At 51.4% G+C, this 20,360-nt stretch carries 22 protein-coding genes; 5 read left to right on the forward strand and 17 right to left on the reverse strand.

What is annotated here, in order from left to right; all coding sequences use genetic code 11:
- Nucleotides 1–24 precede the first annotated feature (24 nt).
- From yegQ to INP79_RS14835, 8 genes are all read right to left on the reverse strand, one after another.
- The gene (yegQ, locus tag INP79_RS14800) at nucleotides 25–1,371 is read right to left on the reverse strand and encodes a tRNA 5-hydroxyuridine modification protein YegQ (RefSeq protein WP_194754965.1); all 1,347 of its coding nucleotides are present in this window, start codon (nucleotides 1,369–1,371) and stop codon (nucleotides 25–27) included.
- 35 nt (nucleotides 1,372–1,406) lie between these two features.
- On the reverse strand, nucleotides 1,407–1,826 hold the full coding sequence (locus tag INP79_RS14805) for a secondary thiamine-phosphate synthase enzyme YjbQ (protein WP_024930884.1): 420 nt from the start codon (nucleotides 1,824–1,826) through the stop codon (nucleotides 1,407–1,409).
- 105 nt (nucleotides 1,827–1,931) lie between these two features.
- Nucleotides 1,932–2,720, reverse strand: a complete 789-nt coding sequence (locus INP79_RS14810) for a quinoprotein dehydrogenase-associated SoxYZ-like carrier (RefSeq protein ID WP_194754966.1) — start codon at nucleotides 2,718–2,720, stop codon at nucleotides 1,932–1,934.
- A gap of 96 nt (nucleotides 2,721–2,816) precedes the next feature.
- Nucleotides 2,817–3,248 carry a VOC family protein gene (locus INP79_RS14815; RefSeq protein ID WP_194754967.1) on the reverse strand — a complete coding sequence of 144 codons (432 nt, stop codon included), beginning with the start codon at nucleotides 3,246–3,248 and terminating at the stop codon, nucleotides 2,817–2,819.
- 68 nt (nucleotides 3,249–3,316) lie between these two features.
- Nucleotides 3,317–3,844 (reverse strand): adenine phosphoribosyltransferase, encoded by a 528-nt coding sequence (locus tag INP79_RS14820; protein WP_228520122.1) that lies wholly within the window; start codon nucleotides 3,842–3,844, stop codon nucleotides 3,317–3,319.
- A 110-nt stretch (nucleotides 3,845–3,954) separates the two neighbouring features.
- Nucleotides 3,955–5,745, reverse strand: a complete 1,791-nt coding sequence (gene aspS, locus INP79_RS14825) for an aspartate--tRNA ligase (RefSeq protein ID WP_194754969.1) — start codon at nucleotides 5,743–5,745, stop codon at nucleotides 3,955–3,957.
- 32 nt (nucleotides 5,746–5,777) lie between these two features.
- Nucleotides 5,778–6,377 (reverse strand): DUF502 domain-containing protein, encoded by a 600-nt coding sequence (locus INP79_RS14830; RefSeq protein WP_194741250.1) that lies wholly within the window; start codon nucleotides 6,375–6,377, stop codon nucleotides 5,778–5,780.
- A gap of 13 nt (nucleotides 6,378–6,390) precedes the next feature.
- Nucleotides 6,391–6,657, reverse strand: a complete 267-nt coding sequence (locus tag INP79_RS14835) for an FmdB family zinc ribbon protein (protein ID WP_194754970.1) — start codon at nucleotides 6,655–6,657, stop codon at nucleotides 6,391–6,393.
- A 130-nt stretch (nucleotides 6,658–6,787) separates the two neighbouring features.
- Between INP79_RS14835 and INP79_RS14840 the strand changes: the two genes are divergently transcribed.
- A complete protein-coding gene (locus tag INP79_RS14840) occupies nucleotides 6,788–6,982 on the forward strand; it encodes a hypothetical protein (RefSeq protein ID WP_194754971.1) in 195 nt (64 codons plus the stop codon).
- A gap of 24 nt (nucleotides 6,983–7,006) precedes the next feature.
- Here the strand turns inward: INP79_RS14840 and INP79_RS14845 are convergent, their stop codons facing one another.
- Nucleotides 7,007–7,378 (reverse strand): glycine cleavage system protein H, encoded by a 372-nt coding sequence (locus INP79_RS14845; protein WP_194754972.1) that lies wholly within the window; start codon nucleotides 7,376–7,378, stop codon nucleotides 7,007–7,009.
- 215 nt (nucleotides 7,379–7,593) lie between these two features.
- Here INP79_RS14845 and pbpG point away from each other — a divergent pair, with 215 nt between their 5' ends.
- Nucleotides 7,594–8,670 carry a D-alanyl-D-alanine endopeptidase gene (pbpG, locus tag INP79_RS14850; protein WP_194754973.1) on the forward strand — a complete coding sequence of 359 codons (1,077 nt, stop codon included), beginning with the start codon at nucleotides 7,594–7,596 and terminating at the stop codon, nucleotides 8,668–8,670.
- A gap of 80 nt (nucleotides 8,671–8,750) precedes the next feature.
- On the opposite strand, the gene INP79_RS14855 is transcribed toward pbpG, so the two are convergent.
- The 3 genes from INP79_RS14855 to INP79_RS14865 all read right to left on the reverse strand — a co-directional run bounded on the left by INP79_RS14855 (nucleotide 8,751) and on the right by INP79_RS14865 (nucleotide 10,273).
- Nucleotides 8,751–9,248 (reverse strand): DUF3106 domain-containing protein, encoded by a 498-nt coding sequence (locus INP79_RS14855; RefSeq protein ID WP_194755095.1) that lies wholly within the window; start codon nucleotides 9,246–9,248, stop codon nucleotides 8,751–8,753.
- Between the two features lie 73 nt (nucleotides 9,249–9,321).
- Nucleotides 9,322–9,693, reverse strand: coding sequence for a DUF3619 family protein (locus INP79_RS14860; protein ID WP_194754974.1), 372 nt, complete (start codon nucleotides 9,691–9,693; stop codon nucleotides 9,322–9,324).
- Between the two features lie 4 nt (nucleotides 9,694–9,697).
- The gene (locus INP79_RS14865; RefSeq protein WP_194754975.1) at nucleotides 9,698–10,273 is read right to left on the reverse strand and encodes an RNA polymerase sigma factor; all 576 of its coding nucleotides are present in this window, start codon (nucleotides 10,271–10,273) and stop codon (nucleotides 9,698–9,700) included.
- A 285-nt stretch (nucleotides 10,274–10,558) separates the two neighbouring features.
- Between INP79_RS14865 and INP79_RS14870 the strand changes: the two genes are divergently transcribed.
- Both INP79_RS14870 and INP79_RS14875 read left to right on the forward strand, forming a co-directional pair.
- Entirely contained in the window at nucleotides 10,559–12,163 is a 1,605-nt protein-coding gene (locus INP79_RS14870; RefSeq protein WP_194754976.1) for a nitrogen regulation protein NR(II), read from the forward strand.
- Nucleotides 12,164–13,663: a sigma-54 dependent transcriptional regulator gene (locus tag INP79_RS14875; RefSeq protein ID WP_194754977.1), complete on the forward strand. Its 1,500-nt coding sequence runs from the start codon at nucleotides 12,164–12,166 to the stop codon at nucleotides 13,661–13,663.
- 52 nt (nucleotides 13,664–13,715) lie between these two features.
- Here the strand turns inward: INP79_RS14875 and INP79_RS14880 are convergent, their stop codons facing one another.
- Nucleotides 13,716–14,726, reverse strand: a complete 1,011-nt coding sequence (locus tag INP79_RS14880; protein WP_194754978.1) for a sodium:calcium antiporter — start codon at nucleotides 14,724–14,726, stop codon at nucleotides 13,716–13,718.
- Nucleotides 14,727–14,852: 126 nt separating this feature from the next.
- Between INP79_RS14880 and ampD the strand changes: the two genes are divergently transcribed.
- Nucleotides 14,853–15,413 carry a 1,6-anhydro-N-acetylmuramyl-L-alanine amidase AmpD gene (ampD, locus tag INP79_RS14885; protein ID WP_194754979.1) on the forward strand — a complete coding sequence of 187 codons (561 nt, stop codon included), beginning with the start codon at nucleotides 14,853–14,855 and terminating at the stop codon, nucleotides 15,411–15,413.
- Here the strand turns inward: ampD and INP79_RS14890 are convergent.
- The 4 genes from INP79_RS14890 to INP79_RS14905 all read right to left on the reverse strand — a co-directional run bounded on the left by INP79_RS14890 (nucleotide 15,410) and on the right by INP79_RS14905 (nucleotide 20,352).
- Complete coding sequence (locus INP79_RS14890) at nucleotides 15,410–16,351, reverse strand: DMT family transporter (protein WP_194754980.1); 942 nt, start codon at nucleotides 16,349–16,351, stop codon at nucleotides 15,410–15,412. The two genes, ampD and INP79_RS14890, sit on opposite strands and share 4 nt — an antisense overlap.
- 877 nt (nucleotides 16,352–17,228) lie before the next feature.
- Nucleotides 17,229–17,762, reverse strand: coding sequence for a GNAT family N-acetyltransferase (locus INP79_RS14895; RefSeq protein WP_194754981.1), 534 nt, complete (start codon nucleotides 17,760–17,762; stop codon nucleotides 17,229–17,231).
- Nucleotides 17,763–17,768: 6 nt separating this feature from the next.
- The gene (locus tag INP79_RS14900; RefSeq protein ID WP_194754982.1) at nucleotides 17,769–18,995 is read right to left on the reverse strand and encodes a dicarboxylate/amino acid:cation symporter; all 1,227 of its coding nucleotides are present in this window, start codon (nucleotides 18,993–18,995) and stop codon (nucleotides 17,769–17,771) included.
- A gap of 79 nt (nucleotides 18,996–19,074) precedes the next feature.
- Entirely contained in the window at nucleotides 19,075–20,352 is a 1,278-nt protein-coding gene (locus INP79_RS14905) for an RsmB/NOP family class I SAM-dependent RNA methyltransferase (protein ID WP_194754983.1), read from the reverse strand.
- Nucleotides 20,353–20,360 lie beyond the last annotated feature (8 nt).

Here is a 20,360-nt window from a genome sequence, read left to right on the forward strand (position 1 = left end):
CCCTTTATTTTTAATGCCCATCGCTTACAAATACCGGGCCACCATCGCGTTATCCAGCACGCTGGCGACGATAGGCAGCTTGACGAAATGCCCACTGCCAGCAGCCTGCTGTACAGGCGCGCCGCGCTTATCAAACAATTGCTCCACCACAATATCGCGATTGCCGCTGGGGTGGATTAATTGCAACTTATCGCCCACGGCAAACTTATTACGCGCCTGAATGGAGGCCAGCCCACGTTCAGCATCGTAATCTATGACATCACCGACATACAAACTACGGTTGGCGCTGGAATGCCCTTGTACATAATTCTGGTGCTCAGCGGTATGGTGGCGCTGGTAGAAACCATCGGTGTAACCACGGTTAGCCAGATTTTCCAGCTCGCCCAGCAAGCGCCAGTCAAACGGCCTGCCCGCTACCGCATCATCAATGGCCTGACGATAGTTCTGGCTGGTGCGAGCCACGTAGTAACGTGACTTGGTGCGGCCCTCGATCTTGAGCGAATCCACGCCGAGCGCAATCAGTTTTTCCACATGCTCAATCGCACGCAGGTCTTTACTGTTCATGATATAGGTGCCGTGCTCATCTTCCATCATCGGCAGCAGCTCGCCGGGGCGGCCCTTTTCTTCAACCAGGTAGACCTGGTCGGCGGCCGGATGGCGTGGCAAGGAACCACAAGACGACAAGCTGGATTTCTCCAATTCCGCCTGGAAATCAAACTCTTTCAAGCGGATCACGCCTGCTGCATCCGGCTGCGCATCATGCACCTTGTAATCCCAACGGCAACTGTTGGTACAGGTGCCCTGGTTAGGGTCACGCGAATTGAAATAGCCAGACAATAAACAACGGCCTGAATAGGCAATACACAAAGCGCCGTGTACAAACACTTCCAGCTCCATCTCCGGGCATTCCTGGCGGATTTCGGCAATTTCATCAAGGGATAATTCACGTGACAGAATCACGCGCGCCAGCCCCATACGCTGCCAGAATTTGACCGAGGCGTAATTGACCGCGTTGGCCTGCACAGATAGATGAATAGGCATCTCCGGCCATTGCTCGCGCACCATCATAATCAGGCCAGGGTCGGCCATAATCAGCGCATCCGGTTGCATGGCGATCACTGGTGCCATGTCACGCATATAAGTTTTCACCTTGGCGTTATGTGGTGAGATATTGCTGGCGACAAAAAACTTTTTGCCGCGCGCATGTGCCTCCTGGATACCAATCGCCAGATTCTGCATTGAAAAATCATTTTCACGCACTCGCAGACTGTAGCGCGGCTGACCGGCATACACCGCATCCGCACCATAATCGAACGCCGTACGCATGCGATCGAGGTCGCCAGCAGGGGCTAATAATTCAGGAGACTTCATTACCGTATTCCCATTTCAACACGCAGTGTTTGCATTTACTCACCGATAATTTTCACCAGCACACGCTTATTGCGGCGACCATCAAACTCACCGTAAAAAATCTGTTCCCAAGGGCCAAAGTCCAGCTGGCCTTCAGTAATCGCCACCACCACCTCACGGCCCATGATCTGGCGCTTGATATGCGCATCCGCATTGTCCTCGCCGGTATCATTGTGACGATAACCACTCACAGGCTCATGCGGGGCCAGCTTTTCCAGCCACACTTTGTAGTCATGGTGCAGACCACGCTCGTCGTCGTTAATAAACACACTGGCAGAAATATGCATGGCGTTGATCAGTACCAGGCCTTCTCTGACGCCACTTTCGCGTACACATGCCACTACATCCTGTGTAATGTTCTTGAAGTCCATACGTGCGGAAATGTTAAACCACAGCTCTTTACGAAAACTCTTCATCTTGTCCCCTTTTCTAAAGCGGTTATTTTAGCACCGGGATTAAACAGTCATTTGCCATAAAACAAAAAAGGCCTCTATAAAGAGGCCTGATCCGCAACATTTCATCTAGCTGTGTACATCAAGACTTTGCGTAAAGGTTTTACCTTCATTATCCGTCGCCACGACTTCCAGCTTGCCCGGTGCATCTGGAATAAAACTGAATTTCATATAAGGATCCTCACTGGTTCCCACACCCACATCCACCGTCATCACCTCTTTACCGTTGTAGGTAAAAGTCGTTTTATTGATATAAAACGCGGGCACATACCCTTGGGAGACCAGGTCGCGCTGTAAGCCTGTGCGCATGACGTGGCGGATATTAAAGGTGGCCGTCGCCGCTTCACCAAACTTGGGTGCATCTACATTTAATTTGATTTTACCGGCCGCGGCCCGCACTTCAGCTTCATTATTATCCACGGTGCCACCACAGCCGCCTGCGGCGCGGATTTCACGCTTGCCCATATACAGCTTGCCATCAGCGGTTTCACCAATCAGGCGCACAAAAGAATCCGTTTCCTGGCGGATACGGGTGGCCATCTGGAAACCATTCAACATGTCGGTCAGGTGATAGGTAGACGCCAGTTGAATCGGGTTAGCATCCACAATGACATACAGTTTCTTCAGCACCACGCCATTGGCGGCGGCCTTGTCATAAATCAGCGTGACCGGCACTTGCGCCCCACTCTCGGCGCGGCGCGGTGCTTCAATTTTCAGGAAATCAACCTCCTGAATCTCACGCTTTGGAAAAAATGCTTCTTTAACGACGGCCCATAATTTGGGATCGGCTTCCGCATGCGCCTGTCCGGCCATGCCTAACGCCACCACCACCAACATCATCATCCATACTTTTTTCATGATCTTCCCCGTATTCAAATAATTGATTTTGATCTGCATGAAAATAATTGTCTAACGAATGCCTGACGTCAATATGTGATGCACATCACACTAGGCCTAGGCCAGTTTGCTCGGGTCACCTGAAGGCCGCATCTCGTAATTGGGATCGGCGTATTCAGCAAAATTCAATTCCACGCCATTACCCGCCGGGTCACGCATATTAATCTGGCGGATACCATTCGCCAGGATACGTGTGGTGTATGTCACCCCGCGCGCCTGCAGATTGGCTTCCATCGCATCCATATCGTTACAGTTAAATGAGACATGATCATAGGTACCATGCACATGCAGTTGCGGCGGCTCGGCCGTTTTATACTCAGCCAGGTGTACCACAGCCTGCCTGCCAATATAGAGCCAGTAGCCATAAGTCGTACTGGCCACCCGTTTACCTACCGTCAAGCCCAACACGTCGCAATAAAAGTCACGCAACAAATGCATGGTGTCGCGATCGGTGCGAAAGTTGACGTGATCAATTCCTGTCAATGGCATGATTTTCCAATCTAATTAGTGCCGTATCAAAAGTGTGTGCAAAGCGTCTGCGCAATATAGTACAAAAATCAGTGTCCTTCAAATTGACACAGGACAAATGGTTGGACGCCGCTCGCCTGCAAATGTTGCAAGCCGCCCAAGTCGGGCAAATCAATGACGAACCCGGCATGCTCGACCACACCTCCCAACTGACGTATCAACGCAACTGCAGCCAGAGCCGTCCCACCGGTTGCAATCAAATCATCAATCAGCAGTGTTTTTTCGCCAGCAGTAATCGCATCCTGGTGTATTTCCAGTGCATCTTCACCATACTCCAGCGCATAGCTTTGTGAAATGGCGGCCGCAGGCAACTTGCCTGGTTTACGCACTGGTACAAACCCGAGCCCAAGCTTGCTCGCTAAAGCAGCACCGATAATAAACCCACGCGCCTCAATACCGACCACTTTATCCAGGGCAATATCGGCATAATGCAATGCCAAGGCATCAATGGTGGCATTAAAAGCGGCCGCCTCTCTGAGCAAGGTCGTGATATCCCGAAACTGGATACCCGCCTTTGGGTAATCGGCAATCGTGCGTATATAACTGCGGATATCCATCATGCGCCCATCCCTTCAAGCAAGGCATTCAATCCAATAAAAAACGCGCCTACCCCATGGTAGACGCGCTTTATTTCTCTACAATTGGCTTGTCACCCAAGCCAATTATCTTAGCTGCCGGCGACGTTCTGCTGACGCACGCGGATATGCAGGTCGCGCAACTGTTTCTCGTCCACCTCGTTTGGCGCATTGGTCATCAGACATTGTGCACGCTGGGTTTTCGGGAAAGCAATCACGTCACGGATAGACTCGGCACCGGCCATCAGCGTCACCAAGCGGTCCAGGCCAAACGCCAGGCCACCGTGTGGAGGCGCACCGTATTGCAAGGCGTCCAGCAGGAAGCCGAATTTCTCTTGTGCTTCTTCCTTGCTGATTTTCAATGCATCAAACACTTTAGACTGGATGTCTTGTTTATGGATACGTACAGAACCGCCACCCACTTCCCAGCCGTTTAACACCATGTCATAGGCTTTAGACAAACAGGCACCTGGATTGCTGACCAGTAAATCTTCGTGGCCATCTTTAGGCGCAGTGAACGGGTGATGCAAGGCCACCCAGCGGTCAGCCTCTTCATCATGCTCAAACATCGGGAAATCCACCACCCACAATGGCGCCCATTGGCGACCATCGACATGACCTTTTTCATGACCGACTTTTGTGCGTAAAGCACCCAGCGCTTCGTTCACGATTTTGGCTTTATCGGCACCAAAGAATACGATGTCGCCGTTTTGTGCGCCTGTACGCTCAATAATGGCTTGCAGCGCATTGACGTGAATGTTTTTCACAATCGGGCTTTGCAGGCCTTCTTCGTTCAGTTTGGTGATATCGTTGATCTTGATATAAGCCAGGCCTTTGGCACCGTAGATTTTGACAAACTCGGTGTAGGCATCGATTTCTGAGCGGCTGATGGCAGCGCCGTTAGGCACGCGAATCGCTGCCACACGGCCGCCCGCCATATTGGCGGCACCAGCAAACACTTTAAAGTCAACATCTTTCATCACATCGCTAAGCTCAGTGATTTCCAATGTCACGCGCATGTCTGGCTTATCTGAACCGTAACGGTTCATCGCTTCAGAGAAAGGCATGCGTGGGAATTTGGCAGGCAGATCCACATCCTGAATTTTTTTCAACATGCGACGAATCATCTCTTCGACGATGTCCATGATTTCATTTTCTTCCAGGAAGGAAGTTTCAATATCGACCTGGGTAAATTCTGGCTGGCGGTCCGCACGCAAGTCTTCGTCACGGAAGCACTTGGTGATCTGAAAGTAACGGTCAAAGCCGGACACCATCAGCAATTGCTTAAACAACTGCGGCGATTGCGGCAATGCAAAGAACATGCCGTGATGTACACGGGATGGCACCAGGTAGTCACGTGCACCCTCAGGTGTCGAACGTGTCAGCATCGGTGTTTCAACTTCGATAAAACCGTTGTCATCCAGATAGTCACGCAGGTTTTTCGCCACTTTGTAACGCAGCATAAGGTTTTTCTGCATGGCTGGGCGACGCAGGTCGATATAACGATGCTCCAGGCGCACGGTCTCGGTCAGGTTGTCGTCATCCAGCATAAACGGTGGCGTCAGTGAGGCGTTCAACACTTCAATTTCAGTCGCCAGCATCTCCACTTCGCCAGTAGGCAAGTTCGGGTTGACGGTACCCTCTGGGCGCGCACGCACTTTACACACCACACGCAAGACAAACTCGCTACGTACGGTTTCAGCAATCGCGAATGCGTCTTTAGTATCCGGGTCAATCACAATTTGCGCCAGGCCTTCGCGATCACGCAAATCAATAAAAATCACGCCCCCGTGGTCGCGACGACGGTGGGCCCAGCCACACAGTGTCACAGTTTGTCCAATATGTTCGCGGTTCAGGTGACCGCAATAATGTGTACGCATCATAATAATTTTATAAAGTTAAAAGTGTGTTGCGGTTAATGATGTTTAGGCAAGGGCGCCACTGTACCCATGCTGATGATGTATTTCAAGGCCTGATCCACACTCATGTCGAGTTCCACGACATCGGACTTGGGCAACATCAGAAAGAAACCTGAAGTCGGGTTAGGCGTGGTTGGCACATATACGCTGACATATTCGCCCTGCAAGTGATTAGCGACATCACCGCCGGGCGTACCGGTCAAAAAGGCAATGGTCCATGAACCCTGACGCGGATACTCAATCAGCAAGGCCTGGCGAAAAGCATTGCCGGAATCAGAAAACAGGGTGTCAGAGACTTGCTTGACGCTGGAGTAAATGGATTTCACCACCGGCACGCGGATCAACAACCCTTCCCACAACTCAATCAACTGCTGGCCGAAGATATTGGTCGCCACCAGGCCGGTCGCCAGCACAATCGCCACGGTCAATATGACACCAAAGCCCGGAATGTCGACACCAAGCAAGGCTTCCGGGCGCCAGGCAACCGGCAGCAACAGCAGGCTTTGGTCCAGCGTTTGCACTAAAGTTTTGAGCACCCACACCGTAATAAATAATGGGACCAGTACCAGCAAACCTGTAATGAAATATTTTTTCATGCGTCTTGTTTTTTTAATGGCAGGCACAGCCTGGGTTGCACTTGGCAGCACTCTCTGTGCTGGCAGGCTCGGCAGGTTTAGCGCTGGAGGCCGACTGACCGTTTTTGAAGTCAGTGGCATACCAGCCACTACCGCTCAACTGAAAATTAGGGGCAGATACCTGCTTGCTAAAGGTCTCTTGCGCGCACTTGGGGCACGCCTCCACAGAGGGCGCGGACACCTTGCGCATCAGCTCTTGCTGGTAACCACACGCTGTACATTGAAAATCGTAGATAGGCATTTGTTAACACAACCTGAAGGACAACTTGCTGGAAAAATTTCACCAAGCGCAAATTATACCTGATTCGCGTTACAAATCACCAAAAGCACGGCGATGTATTTGAATTGAAAAGACTTTAAAGGAGCACGACATGCAACAACTCTCACTCAAACTACCCTTTATGCTGACCATGCTGTTTTTTCTGGGATTCGCCAGCCGCGACCTCAACATCCATCACACCATGCTGACATTTAACAGCCAGACACCATCCAACAAAATGGTGACCTTACACCTGGCAGATTTGCTATACGCCGAGCCGACACTCAAAATCAGGAAAGTAGAGTAGCCGCTGCGCCAAAAACGCAGTAATTTAGAGCTGCGCGTCGTAAGCAGCCTGATCCAGCAAAGCCGCCACACCGCTCGCATCGGGCGCCAGCTTGAATATCCAGGTGGCGTACGGATGGTCGTTGATCTTTTCCGGCGAAGAGAGCGCCTCTTCATTGACCGCTTGAACCACTCCTGTCAGCGGCGCATAAATATCTGAACCTGTTTTAACGGATTCAATCAAGCCGCAGACACTGAATTGCTGCACGGATTGGCCCACTTTTGGCGGATCCACAAACACCACATCACCCAGCATATTCTGCGCGTAATCGGTAATCCCAACCAACCACGCACCATCCTCGGCCTGCGCCGCCCAGGTGTGGTCTTTAGAAAAGAAGTATTTCAAGCCTGCTGACATATGATTTAAAAATCAAAAGTTTAGTGGATAATTATTGTGCCACAGTCTGCGAAACGCACCAAAACTTATTCAGACCGGCCAAAAAAACTGTTTAATTTTTTACACTAAAAAATTGCGATAAGTGATTGACTCTGAATAATAACTGGGCAATAATGAATCGGGTTTTCGGAAGGTTGATTATGAGTTTTTACAAGCATTGTCTTAAAGTGTTGCTAATGTGTTCCATCGCTTTCGCACCTGCGGGTCAAGCCATAGCAAAGTCACCTTCTAAAAAACAGACCGTTTCCGCGGCCAAAAGTAAAAAATACAGCACGCGATCTTCACAATATCGTGTCAATCCAGAAAAAACCAAATCCATGCGCCCGGTTAAACTCCATGCGCATGCCAGAAAATCAGCCAGGCCTGCGATTGATGCAGAAATGTTTGATTCATTTCAGGGTAAGTCTGGTAGCAATGGCAATCTATCCATCGCCTCCACCAAAGCTTTGGTGATGAACCAGAACACGCACGAAATCATCTACTCCAAAAACCTGGATACGCCGACTCCTATCGCCTCAGTCACCAAGCTGATGACTGCCATGGTCGTGCTGGATGCAAAATTAAACCTGAATGACCAAGTCTCCATTACCGATATGGATGTGGATTACCTGAAAGGGACCTCTTCACGCCTGCCAGTAGGCACTACCATGACACGCGAAGACATGCTGAACCTGGCCTTGATCGCCTCAGAAAACCGCGCCGCTTCTGCATTAGCCACCAATTACCCGGGCGGCAAAGCACGTTTTATTCAGGACATGAATGCCAAAGCAGCCAGCCTAGGCATGATGAATACGCACTTTGAAGACTCTACCGGCCTGACCAGCAACAATGTATCCACGGCCATGGACCTGGCCAAAATGGTACACGCGGCTTACCAATATCCGCTGATTCGTCAAATCACGACCACTTCTGACTACGACTTGAATGTGGGCAGCAGACGTCAACCGATACACTTCCACAACACCAATGCATTGGTGCGTGAGAGCACTAACAGCAGCTGGGAAATCGGCCTCTCCAAAACCGGCTACATCAGTGAAGCTGGCCGCTGCCTGGTGATGCAAGCCACGATCGCAGGCGAACCATTAATCCTGGTATTGCTGGACTCCGTTGGCAAACTGACCCGTATCGGCGACGCCAGACGCATCAAAAAGTGGATGGAACACAACTACAGCACCCTGAGCTCACAAAACGACGGCGGCATTGTGCTGACAGGTCTCTCAATGAGCAAAACACTGGGCGACGAAGCCAACTAATCACTGCACAGATTCAAATAAAAAACCCGCGATATTCGCGGGTTTTTTATTTGCTGATTCTTATCACGAAAACAATCAAACTAATGTTCAGCGCCATCAAACTCAGGATCATAGCCCTCAGTGATCGCCGCTTTTTGTTTGTGCTCTTTCCATTGCTTGCGCAGCACTTCTTTTTTCTCAGGGCTTAAGCTCTGGAACTGCTGATAACGCTTGCGCGCATTTTCGCGCTCATACGGCGTCATGCGACTCCATTTCACCAGTTGATGCTGAATACGCTGTTGTTTTTGCGCATCCATTTTGGGGTACTCTTTGGCAATATCCAGCATCTTCTCACGCTGCCACGGGCGTAAGGTATCCCACTCGCCACCTAGCGGCGATAACACAGCGCGCTGCTGGTCAGTCAGGTGCGACCAAGTCACATTGGCCGCAGGATCAGCAGGGGATAAATCATTTTTGATCGCACCAATATCTGCCATGGCGAGCCAGCGCTGACCGGACTCAGCATCAGCCGCGTTCACATTGACTGGCGCACACATCAACCACACCACCAACCCTAATAACACAGAATGATTTCGCATCATTTCTCATTGTTCCATTGACACATTATTCTCTTCATCACGCCCAGCATTTGCTTTTATCCAGCCTGGCCACTTAAATATTTTCTGAATATTGCCAAGCATCAAATCCGCTATCAACAAAGGCCTCGACCGGCAAATCATCACTCAGCAACATGGCATCATCGTTATGGCTGGCTGAAAGGACGAACAGGCCAACCGCAAAAAATACTGATAAGGCGGCCATACCGGCCATCCGCGGATGGCCAAAAGAGGCCCAGGATAGTGCATCCGCCCAAGCATGTCCGGACTGGCTTGATTTCGCAAATTGCGTCAATGCCGCCTGCCGCGCCTCAGCCAGGCGCGCCTCTACCTCAGCCGGTAACGGGCGATCATCTTGCTTCAGCCACTCAACACCTTCGCGCAGAGGGGTAGGCAAGTCGTCTTCAGGATGACGTTGTTTCCTCATGGCTTCACTCCTTCTTTTGTAACTTGCGGGTTCCGATCCCGGCTTGCTCTAACAATGTAGATAACGCACTGACCGCTCTCGAGCAATGCGTTTTGACACTTCCTTCTGAACAACCCATGACCGATGCCGTTTCAGCAACATCCAACTCTTCCCAATAACGCAGCACGAATGCTTCTCGTTGACGTAAAGGTAATTTTGCCAATGCCTTTTCGATCAGGGCCATGATTTGCGACCGCTCCAGTTGATCGGCGGGGTTGCTGTCTGCACTTTCTACTTCTATGGTTTCCAGCGGGTCGTAATCTTCGTCATCAGACTGGCCAAAAGACGAAAACAGCGTGGTCCACAGGTTGCGCACCTTCTGCCGACGCCAGTAATCCCGCATGGTATTTTGCAGGATACGCTGGAACAACATAGGGTATTCTTCAACAGGTTTACTGGCATATTTATCGGCCAGTTTCAGCATGGCATCTTGCACAATATCCAGCGCAGCATGGTCATCACGCACTGCATAAGCAGTTTGCCTGAACGCCCGCTTTTCAACCTGACGTAAAAAATCCGATATTTCTTGCGCACTCGCCACTACAAATCCTCTTCCCCGAGATCACCAGTGTTTGCCACTGACGCACGTGCTTTTTTCGCGATATTGTTGTGAATTATGAGATGTCATCACAGAAATATGCACCGTTTTATCTCCCTGTCGCTTGCGAGTATATCAGTTTTAAATTTATTTACTGTTAGAATAAGGCCGATAGCAGCGAAAGTACGCACACTCCTTAATGACGACGAAAATAACAATGCCCCTGCTTGACTCATTGCATCCATGGCGTTTCCACGCCATCAGCCACGCCTTTGCGGAGTCAGCCTGATGTCTGCAGACACCCTCACACCGACCACAGACAGAACACCAGACAGCCAACACCTGCGGCTTTACAGCCTGTTCCGCCTTGGAGCTTCAGGCATGCTGTTTGGCAGCCAGCTCTGGCCCTATTTCAGGAACGCCCCCACCGATCCTTCATTCTCGTTCTGGCTGCTGCTGATATTCTTTTTGTATGCCATCGCCGTCAGTGTTAGCTTCGAGTCACTACAATGCAAACGTGGCCTGGCATTAAAAGTCCAAACCAGCCTGGATATTGTGTTTATCGTCGGCATGATGCACTTTTTACCTGGCAACCAAAGCGGCATCGGACTACTACTGATTATTAATATTATTTTTGCCGGGCTGATCAGTGACGGACGCTTCGCCCTGTTTTATGCCGCTATTGCCACCATAGGCATTTTGCTGGAAAACACTTTCCAGGTGATTCACCGCAACCTGCCGCTCAATGACTATAGCAATGCCGTCTTGTTGTCATTGAGCTGCTTCGCGACAGCCTGGTTGGCGCAAACGCTGACCGCACGCATGCAAACGAGCGAAACCCTGGCAACACAACGCGGTCAGGATATTGAGTATCTGGCCAAAACCAATGCACTGATTACGCAGGAAATGCCCAACGGTGTGCTGGTCATAGATCAGCACCAACAGCTCAAGCACTATAACCAGCAGGCCTGCAACCTGCTGGGGCTGGAAGAAGACATGATGCAGGCAGCCGTGCAACTACACACACCGCTGGCACAACTCATGCCGACGGTGATACAACTGCTACAGTCTTCGCCCGCCAGCAAACTGACTGCCGCCGATGCCGTCAAACTGAGTATCAATAACCGCGATTTGGGCATCCGCTTTCATGCTATTTCTGAGAATATTGATAACGGCGTGGTGATTTTTATTGAGGACTGGTCACAAATCCAGACCCAGGCGCATCAGGTCAAGCTGGCCGCATTGGGCAGACTGACGGCCAATATCGCACATGAAATCCGCAACCCACTCAGCGCGATCAGCCATGCAACGCAACTCATGCAGGAAGACACCCAGCAGCCCGGCACACAGCGCATGCTGCAGATTATTTCTGATAACGTGCAGCGACTGGATCAGATTATCAAGGACGTGCTAGAGCTCAACCGCCGTGACCGCACCAATCAGGAACAACTCAATATCAACCATTTTGTGCAAGAGTTCTACCAGCAGTTTGGTGCTGTAGAAAAGATAGACCTGGCTCACTTTACGCTAGATCTGCCTGCTAAAGAGAGTACTATCGTTTTCGACCGCAGGCATATCAACCAGATTTTATGGAACTTATGTAAGAACGGCTGGCGGCATAGCCAGCAGCACGCCAAGAGTCTGCAACTGAAAGTGCTGGGCGACAAAAGCGGCCAGTTTATTCATATCACCATCAAAGATGATGGTAGCGGCATTGATCCGAAAATTCAGCCACATTTGTTCGAGCCATTCATGACCACGGAAAAAACCGGCACCGGCCTGGGTTTATTTATCGCCCGTGAGCTAGCCGAAGCCAATGGCGCAAAACTCAATTACATCAGCAGTGCCAATGGCACTCAATTTTCACTGACAGTTAAAAAGGCAATCGTTTAAATGGCAAATTCTTATCGCTGCCTGGTGGTCGATGATGAGACCGATATCCGGGAACTGGTCGTACTGACCCTGGAACGCATGGGCATACAGGCAGAAAGTGCCAGCTCGGTCACCGACGCAAAACACATGCTGAATTCTTTTAGCTACGACCTCTGCCTGACCGACATGCGCCTGCCTGATGGCTTGGGGCTAGAACTGGTGCAATATATCAATGCGCAGTTTCCCGGCCTGCCAGTCGCGGTGATTACCGCATACGGCAGTGCAGAAAATGCTGTCTCCGCCTTAAAAGCTGGGGCCTATGACTACATCACCAAACCAATTTCCCTCAAGCAGTTACGGCCACTGGTAGAGTCTGCGCTCAAGCTGTCGTCTCAAAAAGAATCTCAAGGCGCTAACACGGTAGACCTGATTGGTGCATCGCCAGCCATGGGTTACGTGCGCACCATGATCGCCAAACTGGCACGCAGCCAGGCACCCGTTTATATCAGCGGTGAATCCGGTAGCGGTAAAGAACTGGCCGCCAGGCTGATTCACCTCAACAGCTCGCGCAAAGACCAGTCGTTTATCGCCGTGAACTGCGGAGCGATCCCGGAAAACCTGATGGAAAGCGAATTCTTTGGCTATAAAAAAGGCTCTTTTACCGGTGCTATCCAGGATACGCTAGGCTTGTTCCAGGCGGCCAACGGCGGCACACTGTTTCTCGATGAAGTCGCAGACTTGCCACTGGCCATGCAGGTAAAACTGCTGCGTGCGATCCAGGAGAAAAAGGTACGCGTGGTCGGCAGCACCAGTGAAGAGGCGGTGGATGTACGCATTATTTCCGCCACCCACAAAAACCTCAATGCCATGATGGAAAAAGGCGAATTCCGCCAGGACTTGTATTACCGCCTGAACGTCATTCAGCTCAAAATGCCCGCCTTGCGCGAGCGGCCGGAAGATATTCCAGAACTGACCGAACGCTTGCTTGGCAAATTATGCCTGACCCAAGGCATTAATGTGCCTGGCATCGCAGACGAAGCCAAGGTGTATATTCAACAGCGACCGTTTCATGGCAACGTCCGTGAACTTGAAAACATGCTGGAACGTGCACTGGCATTATGCGACGGGCTCAGCATCACGGTAGAAGACCTGTCACTGGAAGAGATTCCGGCCAGCCTGAGCGACAAGCCAGTGCTGCCATGGAATGCCCCCAGCCTGGAAGAACCCAGCCAACCAATCCCAGCCATTCTCGCTGCCACACCACCACGCGAGAGCCAGCCAACGGCCCAGGCAACGCCCGGCGGCACCATGCTGCCTATGGATATCAGCTTGTCTGATTATCTGGAAGATATTGAAAAACGCACCATTTTGCAGGCCCTGGAAAAAACCAATAACAACAAAACGGCGGCGGCTAAATTGTTAGGCATCAGCTTCCGTACCCTACGCTATCGCTTGTCCAAACTAGGTTTATCCAAAGAACAAGATACTGATCTGGATGACACCGAAGGCGACGACGAATAAGACAGACAATAAAAAAGGGCGACTACAAGTCGCCCTTTTTAACACCTATGGTCTAGCTCAACACAATCGCCAGATACGCCAGGTAAAACAGGCCATTCACCAGCAAATGCCACACCAGTAAGCCGCCTTTGGCGATGCGGTAACGTACCCAAATGGCTGCCAGCAAGGTAATCAATATGCCTAAAGCGACTTCCTGTCTTGGGGCCCAGTCAGTCAGCATAATACCAATGGCTGGTAACAGTGTGCCCTGAAACACCATGGCACCTGTGATATTGCCAAACGCCAAGGTATCTTTACCTTTGCGTATCCACAAAATGCTGTTCACTTTTTCTGGCAACTCAGTCGCAATCGGGATAATCAGTAAAGACAGCAGCAAAGCAGACACGCCTAAAATCGCCGCCGCGGTTTCCACCTCGTTAATAAAGCCTTTGGCACCTGCAATCAACAGCCCCAGGCCAATCAGCAATTGCAACACAATGGTCGCCATATTGGTCGGCAAACCGAGTCTGGATAGCATCATGACATCTTCAGCTTCGGTCGCATGGCCTTCTTCCACCAGGCCTTTGGAAGCTTTAATCGTCATCAGCACATACACAAAATAGGTCAAAATCATCAGGATGCTGATACCGTAACGCACCAATGCCTCGGTGTGCGGGATAAACATGGCGATGGTGGCGAAAATAAAGGCCAGGATAAAGAAGTTGAGGTCACGAATCAGGCCAGTACGCTCAGGACGGATATGGCCATGCGCGCCACGGCGCTTCAACACCGAGAATGCCATCAGACTGATGGACAAAGTCGCCAGCATCAGCGGCGCCCCCAGAATCGCACCTACGCCGATATCATGCCCGGCATGGCTGTCGCCTGTGGATGAGGTATAAGAGAAGATGGCCAGCAACGGTACCAGTGTCTCTGGTAGCGCAGTGCCCACTGCAGCAAAAATAGAGCCGGTGACACCTTCGGAAATACCGAGCTTTTCGCCTAAATGTTCCAGGGCATTGGTGAAGACCTCAGCTGCCACCAAAATCAGCAGCAACATTAGCAATAATTGTAAAAAAACCATGACTGTTCCTGTCTGGCGGCAATCAATCTCGCATGCGGCCACCGCCTGGTCCGCATGTGCATGACAAACGTGTACACGCGGGCGGAATCATAACGCAATTCGCCCAAATTCACCTACAATGTTCGCATGTCGCAAACTCCTGCCCCTGCTATCCACATTGATACTGCTGGCCTTGCCAGCCCAGCCCAATGGCTATTGTCGCCCAACCAGGATGAACGACCGCCACCGGCCGAAGTGGATATGATTGTGATCCACAATATCAGCCTGCCGCCCAACCAGTATGGCGGCCAGGGCATTATGCAGCTGTTTACCAACCAGCTAGACCCACAAGAACACCCCTATTATGCCGAGATTGCGCATCTCAAGGTATCATCACATTTTTTGATTCGCCGCACAGGTGAGTTATTACAATTCGTCCCTTGCAGCCAGCGCGCCTGGCATGCCGGACTCTCCCAATGGCAGGGCCGCGAACGCTGTAATGACTTCTCAGTCGGCATTGAATTGGAAGGCAGTGACATAGAAGCCTTTGAAGATGCGCAATACGTCACCTTACAGGCGCTGATCCATGCCTTGCGGCAACGCTATGCCATCCAGCATATTGTCGGCCACTCAGAGATTGCACCGGGGCGAAAAACCGACCCCGGCCCATTCTTTGATTGGCAACGCATCTCACGATCAACAGATTAAGCGTCGGTATCGACTGCTTCAGGCGCGCGCGGCTGCTTTTCCAGACTAACCGCCATCACCCCGACCAGTACCAGCGCCGTGCCCATCCCCTGTATCCAGGACAGTGACTCGCCCAGAAACAGGTAAGCCAGCACAATCGTCGCCACTGGCCCAATCGCACTGATCAATGCCGCCTTGCGGCTACCGAGCTGGTGTATGCCCATATTCATCAATACCGACGGCAATACTGTTGCAATCAGCGCCATCAAAAAAGCCAGCACATACACGGCATTTGGCAGCGCCACCACATGGTCAAATGAACCACTGGTGCCAAAATGCACAGCACTGGCAAGCGCGGCCAAACTCATGGTCATCGCAGTAAACCGGCTGGCACCCAATTTAGGAATCAATTGCCCGCTCACCAGTAAATAAGCTGCATACACAATCGCACTCAGCAATACCAGCCATGCACCATAGAGCGTGTCAGCAGAATCCAGCCCGGCCAGCTCCACATCATGGCAGACCACCAGCACCACACCGGTATAACTGGTCACCATGGCAAACCACTCGCGACGCGTAATAGCGTGTTTGAAAAATACCGCGCTCATGGCTACCACCAGCGTTGGGTAGAGAAACAGAATCACCCGCTCCAACCCGGCCGACACATAGCGCAAACCTTCAAAGTTCAGCCACATCGAACCATAACCACCGACCACCGCCAGCAAAAGCAATGTCACCCAGTCTTTACCAGTCATATCCATAGGCACACCCTGACGCATCGTCCACCAGCCCAGCCCGGCAAAAAACGGAATGGCGAACGCCATACGCAAAGCGATCAAGGTCTCAGTATCAATGTGATAAACGTACGCCAGCTTGACCATAATCGCTTTAGACGAAAAAGCCACGGACGACAACAGCACCAGCATGGCACCGTAATAAGGATGGGAAGAGTCTTTCATATGAGCCCTGAATCAATGGGGCTCACCGGCAGAGGGACTACAATATCAACCGCGGAGAGCCCGCGGTTGCATAAAAATTACGACAAGCAGCAACCGCAGCACGATGTGGCGACTAGCCACAATGCCTTTCGGTTCATCACCACAACAGTAGATTGGAGGAATTGCTTGTTCATAAGGTTATCGAATTTACGTGGGTTTGGGAGAATGGTCAAGGGCGTTATGTGTGCTCGATTAAGCGAACACTATTTTTCGCCTCTCGGCGAGTCACTTTCTGGTGCTTGTCCCCCAGAAAGTAACCAAAGAGGAAGACACCCAGCCATCACGGCCTGCGGCTCCCTTGCGTTGCTCAACAAAACAAGCGGTCACGAAACTCGCCCTAGCAGCTTGCACACTACGCAAGCTGCCGCGGTGCTCAAACAGTCGCTCCCTTCTCCCTTGTTTTATCTCCGCTACTCAGCGTGATGGGATGGGATTTGTCTTGTCAAACAACCATTAGTGAAAATTTAACGGAAGCATAATTCTTCTGTTTTGCTGATAATCACCAAGAATGGTTGCGCTCACTTGGTGTTCGGGGTCCCCATCTGCCGCGCCGAGCAACGCAGGGTTGGCGGGAGCCTTCGGCCATCGGCTGTCCGAGCTCCGCAACAAGCCACGAAGTATGTGGCTTGTCAGGGCGAGTTTCGATGGACGCCCGGCAAACCGAGTAGCACAGGATAAAAGCGGAAGCTGGGGTGCATTTCTTTTGGTTACTTGTTCTTTGTGCAAGCAAAGAAAAGTAACTCGCCAAAAAGGCGAAAAGCAACCTCCCAACCAGCCCGCCAAAGAATTACCTTCTAGACCAATCTAACAATGCAACATCGCTGCCACAAGCAATCAATTAGACGATCAAATTCTTTTGTAAAGTGATCAACTGCATATTCTCCACCTTCGCCTGCCACATCTCCGGCAGATAAGGAAAAGGCTTTAACTCCCCCGTCGCCTGGTACCCAAGCCGCTGGTAAAACGCAATCAACGTTTGCCTCACACTGACCACAGCCATTTGGCTGGCACGCGCCCCCCAGCGCTCAACTGACAATTGCTCAGCGGCGAGAATCATTTTTTTACCATAGCCACGATTCTGTGCCGTTGGCTCCACGGCAATCATGCCCAGATGCGCGACTTGTTCGTCCGCATGCCATTCTGCACAAAGCGTGACCATCAGCGTTTCGGCGACCCAGCCAGTCAGGATCACGGCATCATGACGATTTAACAATGCCAGTACATCGCCGGTCGTGGTGCGTTTACCATCCAGCAAATCCGCCTCTGTGGTCCAGCCTGCCCGGCTGCTTTCGCCGCGATAAGCGCGATTGACTAGCGCCGAAATGGCATCGGCATCCTGCACTTGGGCAGGTTTGATGATTAATTCAGTCATGAGAATTTATTGTGCTAATTTTTCGATTCGGTGTTGCACCACCAGGCTACCGATCATGTCGCCTTCGACATTCACCGCAGTGCGCACGGTATCCAGCAGACGGTCTATCGGCAATAAAATGGCAATCGCTTCTGCGGGCAAACCCACGCTTTGCAATACCATAACCATGGTGACCATGCCTGCACTCGGGATACCAGGTGCGCCCATAGCGGCGATCATGGTGGTAAAACACACCACCAGTTGCTGCCCGAGTGACAAATCAATGCCAGCCAGTTGCGCGACAAACAAGGCAGCCGCAGCTTCGTATAACGCGGTGCCATCCATATTCACGGTGGCTCCCAGCGGCACCACAAAGCCTGCAATTTCGGGTTTCACCTGCATATTTTCTGTCGCGCAACGCATGGTCACCGGCATGGTGGCATTACTCGAACTGGTGGCAAACGCCGTGAGCAGGGACTCACGCGCCTGCCGCAAAAACCACCATGGACGCTTGCCCGTGAGCAGAAATAACAATAGCGGCAACACCACCAGGCCATGCAGCAAGGTCGTCCCTGTCACCACCAGCATAAACTTGGTCAAACTGGCAAACAGACTCACATCCTGGGTGGCGACCAGTTTGAACAGCAAGGCCGCAATGCCAAACGGTGCCAGACGCATAATCCAGTTGATCATTTGCATCGCCACCGCCATACCTTCTTCAAACACGGCCAGCAAGTGTGGATAGCGCTCGGCGGACATGACCAGCGCAATGCCTAATAACAAGGCAAACGCTACAATGGCCAGAATATTACCTTCAGCCAGCGCTTTAAACGGGTTCATAAACACGCCATGCAGAAATTGCGTGAAGAACTCCGGCAGGCTGAGTTGCTTGGCCTCAAACTGCTGCATGGCATCAGCAAACATATTGAGGTGCAAACCCGCCCCTGGCTGGAAAAGATGGCTGGCACCCAAGCCGATAACGACTGCAATGATGGTAGTCGTGGCAAAAAACAATAGTGTGGTTTTCCAGACCACGTCGATCTGGCTATGTTTACGCAGATTAGCGATACCGGTGACAATGGCGCAAAACACCAGCGGGATCATCACCATTTTGAGCAGGTCGATAAACAGGGTACCGACTAGGTTGGCAGCATATAAAGCATGATCAACCTGCCTGCCGTGGGCAAAGACACCAAGTGCCACGGCAGCCGTGGCGGCGAAAAAGATTTGTCCATTAAGCCCGAGCTTTTTCATGTATGTAACAACCTTCGAGATGACCCAATGAGCTAAATTGAATGAAAAAGAGGCAGCCTAGGCTGCCTCTATCTTAATCTTAAGCGGTTTTCTCAAATACCGCAGCAAAGAAGCCGTCCGTGCCATGCAAATGTGGCAGCAGTTTCAGGTAATCGCCTGTGTCCAGCACGATATTCTGTTGTGCCAGCACTTCATTGGCAGGCACCAATTTAAACTCAGGATGCGCTTGTAAAAAGGCTTCGGCAATGGCTTCGTTTTCGTCACGTAACAAACTGCATGTGGCATAGACCACACGGCCACCGGCCTTACACAATTTGGCGGCACGGGCGAGGATATTAGTTTGCTTGACGTTCAACTCAGCCACATCTTCTTCGGCCTGACGCCATTTTAAATCCGGGTTACGGCGCAAGGTGCCCAGGCCGCTGCATGGCGCATCGACCAGCACGCGGTCAAACTTGCCATTGAGGCGTTTGAGTTTCTGGTCGTTTTCGTTGTTGATGAGTTGTGCTTGCAGGTTAGACAGTCCGCTGCGTTTCAGGCGTTGGCCGAGGTTGTTCAGGCGTTTTTCAGACACATCAAACGCGTATAAACGGCCAGTGTTTTTCATCAGTGCGCCCAGGGCCAGGGTTTTACCGCCGGCGCCGGCACACAGGTCGGCCACCATCTGGCCGCGCTTAGGCGCAACCAGGTAGCTCAATAACTGGCTACCTTCATCCTGCACTTCAATTTTGCCTTCGGTGAACAGGATGTGTTTACCGATATTCAAGCGGGCGCCCATGCGGATACCAACAGGGGAATATGGCGTTGGCGTGATGACGTTATCTTTGACCGTGTTTTCTGCCAGCATGCGTGACAACACTTCTTCACGGCTGGACTTGATGGTATTGACGCGCAAATCAAGGCTGGCTTGTTCAAACATGCTGCGGCAAATGGTCATGGCCTCGGCCTCGCCATATTGTTCAACCAGCTTGTTCCAGAACCAGTCGCGCACATCGGCCAGCACGGCAGGTGCAAAGCCTTCGCTGTTTTTGCTTTTAATCGTCACCGCCCATTCTTTTTGGCGCTCATCCAGCAATTCATCCAGATCGCGGATGCTTTTGCCTTCAATTTTAAGCAACCAGGCGATAATCAGTTTACGCGTATCTTCCTGCTCGTCTGTCTCGGTGACGGAAACTTCGCGCAGGTAACGATAACGGCGTAACACGCCATAAGCAGTCTCGGCCACCCAGGCACGGTCTTTGGTACCGAGTTCACGGTGTTGGCGAAAAAACTCGCTCAGCTTGGCGTCAGCCGGACTTTCAAATTTCAGCATGTCGTTTAACAACATCGCTGTCTGGCGCATCAGGGATTGGTTCATCAGAATCT

It is taken from the genome of Methylophilus sp. QUAN, assembly GCF_015354445.1.
Classification (GTDB): domain Bacteria; phylum Pseudomonadota; class Gammaproteobacteria; order Burkholderiales; family Methylophilaceae; genus Methylophilus.